This is a genomic window from Bradyrhizobium sp. (assembly GCF_049798375.1).
Lineage (GTDB): Bacteria > Pseudomonadota > Alphaproteobacteria > Rhizobiales > Xanthobacteraceae > Bradyrhizobium.
Genome location: NZ_JBARGP010000271.1, coordinates 1 through 6192, shown reverse-complemented (window position 1 = coordinate 6192; position 6192 = coordinate 1). Strand labels below are relative to the sequence as shown.

Sequence of the window (6192 nt, the reverse complement as noted above, 5' to 3'; positions counted from 1 at the left end):
AACAGTTCGCCGGCGCGATTTGCGACCGCGCCCATCAGCATGCCGCCAGCGCTGCCGCCATGGCCGACGATGCGCTTCTCGCTGGTGTAGTTCGCTGATATCAACGCGCGGGCACAGGCCGCGAAATCGTCAAAGCTGTTGGTCTTCTTGGCCCGCTTGCCGTCGAGATACCAGCCCCAGCCCTTGTCGGTGCCGCCGCGAATATGCGCGATCGCATAGACGAAGCCGCGGTCGACCAGCGACAGCCGGTTGGCGCTGAACGAGGCCGGCATTGCCATGCCGTAGGAGCCGTAGCCGTAGAGCAAGAGCGGCGCCTGGCCGTCTTGTTTGAAATCGCGCCGGTGCAGCAGCGACACCGGCACCTCAGCGCCGTCGTCGGCCTTGGCCATGATGCGGGTGGTAACGTAGTCGGCCGGGTTATGGCCGGACGGAATTTCTTGCCGCTTGCGCAAGGTCCTCTCGCGCGTGACCATGTCGTAGTCATAGACTTCCGACGGCGTCGTCATCGACGAGTAGGAGAAGCGCAAGGTCGTGGTGTCGAACTCGTAGGAGCCCATCGCGTCGAGCGAATAGGCCGCCTCGTCGAACGCGATCGCATGCTCCTCGCCTGTCTTCAGGTCGCGGATGACGATGGCGGGCAGAGCGTTGCAGCGCTCCAGCCGCACCAGATGACCCGAATAAAGATCATGGTCGAGCACATAGACGCCGGCACGGTGTGGAATCAGGTCGCGCCAATTGGCGCGCTCCGGCGCAGCGAGCGGCGCAGTGACGATCTTGAAGTCGATCGCCTTGTCGGCATTGGTCAGGATGTAGAGCTGATCGCCGTGGTCGGCGACTTCATATTGCACGCCTTCCTCGCGCGCGGCCACGAGCCGCGGCGGCGCATCGGGATCGGCAAGGTCGATCAGTCGCTGCTCGGAGGTCTCGTGGTCGCCGCCGGCGATCACGCAGAAGCGGCCGGAGGTGCTTTCATGCAGATGGGTGAACCAGCCGGCGTCCTGCTCCTCATAGATCAGGATGTCGTCGGCCTGCGCGGTGCCGAGCCTGTGCCGCCACACCTGCATCGGCCGGTGATTGTCGTCGAGCTTGACGTAGAAGAAGCTCTTGCAGTCCAGCGTCCAGACCACGCCGCCATCGGTCTCTTCGACCAGGTCGTCGTGATCCCGGCCGCTGTCCCAGTCGCGCACGCGGATCGCGAAATATTCCGAACCCTTGGTGTCGGCGCTCCAGGCCACAAGTTTATGGTCGTGCGAGTGCCGGCTGCCGCCGAACTTGAAATAGTCATGGCCCTTGGCAAGCGCGTCGCCATCGAGCCCGATCGTCACCTCGCCCCCATTGCGCGGCATGCGGGCGAACAGCTCATGCTGGCCGCCCTCGCGATACCTGCGGAAATAGGCGTAGGGCCCGTCGGGCGAGGGGACGCTAGAATCATCCTCTTTGATGCGGCCGCGCATCTCCGCGACCAGCGTCTTCTGCAGCCGCGCGGTATGACCGAGCAGGCGCTCCGCATAGGCGTTCTCCGCTTCCAGATAGGCGCGGATATCAGCGTCGAGCAGCTTCGGATCGTGCAGCACCTCCTGCCAGTTCTCGTCCTTCAGCCAGGCATAGTCGTCATGGACGGTGATGCCGTGGAGGTTGACGGAATGCGGGCGGCGTGGCGCCACCGGCGCCTGTTCGTTGCTGTTGCTCATAAGCTCTCTTACAGCTGCGTTTCGCTGGAGGGACTGACTTTCTCGCCGAGCCACTGCACCGCGGCGTCGATGCCGCCCCTTCCGTGCGGAATCTTCAACGCGGCAAGCGCGACTTCGATCACGCCGAGCGTGCCGAGAACCATCGGTGCGTTGACATGGCCCATATGGGCGATGCGGAACGCCTTGCCGGTGAGGTCCCCGATTCCGGCGCCGAGAATGACGCCGCAATGCTCCTTGCAATAGCGGTACAGCGCTGCCGGATCCTGCTTGCCGCCCATCAGCACGGTCGTGACGGTGTTGGAGCGCTCGGCCGCCTCCTGGATGTTGAAGGAGAGCACCTGGCCTTCGGCCCATACCGCGACCGCGCGGCGCACGGCTTCCGCCAGCAGCTCGTGGCGACGATAGGCGTTCTCCAGCCCTTCCTCGAACAGCATGTCGATCGCCTTGCGCAAGGCGAACAGCAGATGCACCGGCGCGGTGCCGGCATATTTGCGGTAATGCTCCTCGCCCTCGCGCTCGCTCCAGTCCCAATAGGGCGTGCGCAGGCCGGCCGTCTTGTGCACGGCCAGCGCGCGATCATTGGCCGCGACGAAGCCGAGGCCAGGGGGTGTCATCAGGCCCTTCTGCGAGCCCGACATGGTGACGTCGACGCCCCATTTGTCCATCTCGTAAGGCATGCAGCCGAGCGAGGCCACGGTATCGACCATGTACAGGGCGGGATGGTCTGCGGCCTTGATCGCCATGCCGATCGCCTCGATGTCGTTGAACACGCCAGACGCGGTGTCCACCTGCGTCACCACGATCGCCTTGATGCTGTGCTCCTTGTCCGCGCGCAGCCGCGCCTCGACCTCGGCGGGACGCACCGCGCGGCGCCAGTCGCCGTTCAACACCTCGACGTCGGCGCCCATCATGCGCGCCGCAGCGCCCCATCCGATCGCGAATCGGCCGCTCTCCAGCACCAGCAGCTTGTCGCCGCGCGACAGCACGTTGGAGAGCACCGCCTCCCAGGCGCCGTGGCCGTTGGCGATGTAGATGTAGGTCTTGCCCTTGGTGGCGAACAGCTTGCCGAGATCGGCCATCAGGCTGTCGGTCAGGTTGATCATCTGATCCGAGTAGATATCGAGCGCCGGCCGGTGCATGGCCTGCAGCACCTCGTCGGGCATCGTGGTGGGTCCGGGGATGGCCAGAAATTCCCGGCCCGCGCGAACGGTCATGGGTCAGTTTCCTTAACGCGAGAGGTCGCCCTTGGATGACCTCTAACGGCGCGGATTTCAAGGTCCGGCCACCTCATTTGTGATCGTATTGGCGATCGCATGCCAGATCTGATCCTTGAGCTCGGTTGCAGGCGGGCTCGGAATCACCGCCACCGGCGTGGTCTGCTTCTGGCAATTCGCGGCGAGCCGCAGGATCCAGACCTCGCCATCGGTGTAATAGAGGTCGCCACCGCCGTTTCGCCCCGCCACGGTCGGGCCGATGCCGGTGACCTGATATTTGGCCGTGGCCATGCCCGCGGTTTCGAGATCGGTCACGATCACTTGTCGTTCGCCATCGATATCAGGCCCGATATGATGGGTGATCGCGCCGGTAAAATGGCTGACGCCGATGCTGCGGTCGAAGGTTGCCGCGCCGAGCCAGACCGGCCGTTGTTCCTCGCCGTGATCGAGCACCTTCCAGAACCGCACGTGATGGCGGTGGTCGGCGCTTATACTGGCGGGTTTTTCGAAGGCGAGGTCCTCGCGCCGGTCGAGATAGAATAGATCGGAGACCGGCGCAGCATGATAGGCGCGGGCGAGTAGCACGCTGCCGACGATCGCGATCGACGAGCGTAGCGTGACAGGATCGGCCGGGAACCAGCCTGCGGCGTGCATCGCGCAGACCAGCTCGGTCTCGGTGCCGATCAGCCCGACATTGATCGGGTCACCCGGGATCCCCTGCGCGGTCCGCGTCACCATTGGCAGGCTGGCGAGCCGCTTCTGATGCTCATGGTGAGTCCAGAACGCGGGCAGGACAAGATAGGCTGCGACGACATAGAAGCCGAACAGCAGAAGCAGCCATCGCAGCAAGCGCGTGCTGCGGCGCCGCCTGGCTATGCGGCTCGGCGTATCCTGAGCGCCATCGATCACGATGATCGTTGCGAGATCGATGGAGGCGTCAGGCTTTGCGTGTCGGCCAAGGCTACCGCCTGGTCTCGCGGCAGCCTGCGGCCTCGGCCTCCTCGACCGAGCAGAACCAGCGAGTGCCCTTGTTGATCCGCATTTCGATCCGCGCGTACCAGCGGCTGGTCGGCTTGTGATAGATGCATTCACCGGAGCCGTTGACATTGCCCTTGATGGTGCAGTCGGGCGAGGGCGCAACGGGCCCCGACGCAGAAGCGAGCAGGATCGCATGGGCATTTGGCGGCGGCTTGGTGGCGCCGAGGATGGTGGTCTTCTTGTTGCGCACCCGCCAGTCCCAGGGCGCGATGAAGGCGCCCTGCCACATCCCCGCTTTGGCTTCGCGCGCCGCCTTTTCGATCGGCTCGTAGTCCTTGGACAGGCGGGCGTAGGCCAGCGCCCAGCCGTTCTCCACCAGCCATTTCTGGATGTCCTCGCCATCGACCTCGCAGCGCGCGACTTGGCGGCCGCGGCGGTCGATTGACCGCGGGTGGCAGGTCCAGGTCTTGCCGTTGGTATGCTTGATCAGCTCGTCGCGCGCGGCGACGCCGCAAGTCCAGCGCTCGCCCTTCTTATTGAGGCAGAGCTGGTCGACCGAGGGCGCGTCGATGCCGCCGAGCCGGATCCGCGTGGCTCCGATCTGCAGCGCATCGGCCTCGCGGATCTTCGCGGTGCCGGTGATGTCGGCGGCGTGTGCCAGCGAGGGCAGCAATGAGAGCAGCAGCAGGCTGAATGCAAATCTGATCGACATGAACGGCGCCATGCGTCCTGAATCTATTTCACGGAAACGCGATTGTGAAACGGATCGGCCACCGGCGCCAGACCCGTCTGGCCCGATAACCTCAACTTCGCGCGATGCTGGCACGGCTCACCGCGTCATCGCCCGGCGCGCCAGCGCGAGCCCCATCAGCACGAAGGCCGAGGTCACCTCGGGGCCGCCGACAAGGATGCGGGTCGGGGTCTTCATCTTGTTCCATTCATAGGCCCGATAGGGCGCGCGGCGGCCGCCTTCGCCGAAGCGGGCAACGATACAATGCAACGCGGGCACGAAGGCGGCTGCCTCTGCGCCGAGATGGCCGAGCGCGATCAGGGCCAGCGCGGCATCGAACACGTTGATCTCGCGTGCGATAAGCTCGTCCTGCACATAGGCCAGCACGTGAAAACGGATCATCTCGAACGCGCCGTCGGGGTCGATCGCTCGCCGGGCCGACGGCGGCAGCATCATGAAGGCGGCGTAGCAGCGGCCGAAATAGGCGCAGTAGAGCTCAGGCAAATAGTAGATGTGCGAGCGGGGATCGGCGAACGCGCCGCTGACGACGAGCCGTCGCTGGAAAGCGACGATCTGTTGGATCATCTGAAGTCGCCGCGGCGTCTCCAGGATTTGCCAGCGATTGAGGTTACGGAACGAGACCTCGAGGACGTCGAGATTGAGCGTCGGATCGAGGTCGTTGCCGAACGGCCGCTCGCCTTTGATGCTGTCGATCCAGGTGGCGACGCCGCCCTCGTAATCGATGTTGTCGTTGATCGACACCGTGACGCGCGGCTCGTTGCTGCCGGCACGCACCTGATAGCCGGCGTAGAAATCGACCAGCGGCTGCTTCAGTACCGGATCGTCAGAGCCCGCCTGCGTCGCGGCCGAGAAGGAGCACGCCGTGGTGTCGCAGTCAGGCACATAGATGCCAAAGCCGAGATCCTGCTTGATCTGCGCGAAGAAGCGGGAGAACCGAGGATGCGGCAGCGGCGCCAGCGCGGTCACCACGTCGTAGTCCGCGCCATCGGCACCGCGCACCGTCTCGCGGCTGGTCTTGAGGCAGAAATCGACCATAGCAGCGACTGCGCCGCGCGCGGCGCGCGTCTGATCCGGCGAGGCAAGTCCGCTCTCGATGAAAGCCAGCAGCGCCTCGGTGAAGAAGGCGTCGTAATAGGCGGAGCGGTGGCGGATCTGCACCGGCGCCCACATCGGCTCGGCAATGCCGTGCCATGGTGGGTTGATGATGGCGCTCGCTTGCGAGCGCGCGATGAAAGCGCGGGCGAGATTGAACAGCATGGTCGAGTTCTTGTAGCCGCGCGAATTGAGCCCGGTCAGCGCCATTAGGAATTCGCGGCCCTTCAAATCGGGATCGCCGATCAGGTTGAAGGCGGCATAGGTTGGAATGAAGCCGTTTTTTGCGAACGAGCCGAGCAGGTGGGCGCCGCAGGTGCGGATAACGTGGTCGATCGCGCCGGCGGCTGGCATCGCGGCTGGCATCGCGCGCGCCGGCTGCGGATGGTGGAGCTGGAAACTGTCGATCAGGGCGGCGATCGGCCGGCCGATGGTCGCCCAGTCCGGCGACGCCTCGTCCCGGGCG

General features: G+C 65.0%; 5 protein-coding genes. All 5 read right to left on the bottom strand.

Going from position 1 to position 6192, the window contains the following annotated elements; all coding sequences use genetic code 11:
- Positions 1–1691: S9 family peptidase (locus WA702_RS11565; protein WP_425110652.1), on the bottom strand; the 1691-nt coding region annotated here is incomplete at its 3' end.
- Between the two features lie 8 nt (positions 1692–1699).
- Positions 1700–2905, bottom strand: a complete 1206-nt coding sequence (locus WA702_RS11560; RefSeq protein ID WP_425110651.1) for a pyridoxal-phosphate-dependent aminotransferase family protein — start codon at positions 2903–2905, stop codon at positions 1700–1702.
- Positions 2906–2962: 57 nt separating this feature from the next.
- Positions 2963–3754, bottom strand: a complete 792-nt coding sequence (locus WA702_RS11555; RefSeq protein ID WP_425110650.1) for an LssY C-terminal domain-containing protein — start codon at positions 3752–3754, stop codon at positions 2963–2965.
- Positions 3755–3866: 112 nt separating this feature from the next.
- Positions 3867–4595 carry a thermonuclease family protein gene (locus WA702_RS11550; RefSeq protein ID WP_425110649.1) on the bottom strand — a complete coding sequence of 243 codons (729 nt, stop codon included), beginning with the start codon at positions 4593–4595 and terminating at the stop codon, positions 3867–3869.
- Positions 4596–4712: 117 nt separating this feature from the next.
- On the bottom strand, positions 4713–6192 hold a 1480-nt coding region (locus WA702_RS11545), incomplete at its 5' end, for a hypothetical protein (RefSeq protein WP_425110648.1).

Coding starts and splice junctions, on each gene's coding strand:
- WA702_RS11560 (WP_425110651.1), bottom strand. CDS start 2,905: ATGACCGTTCGCGCGGGCCGGGAATTTCTGGCCATCCCCGGACCCACC.
- WA702_RS11550 (WP_425110649.1), bottom strand. CDS start 4,595: ATGTCGATCAGATTTGCATTCAGCCTGCTGCTGCTCTCATTGCTGCCC.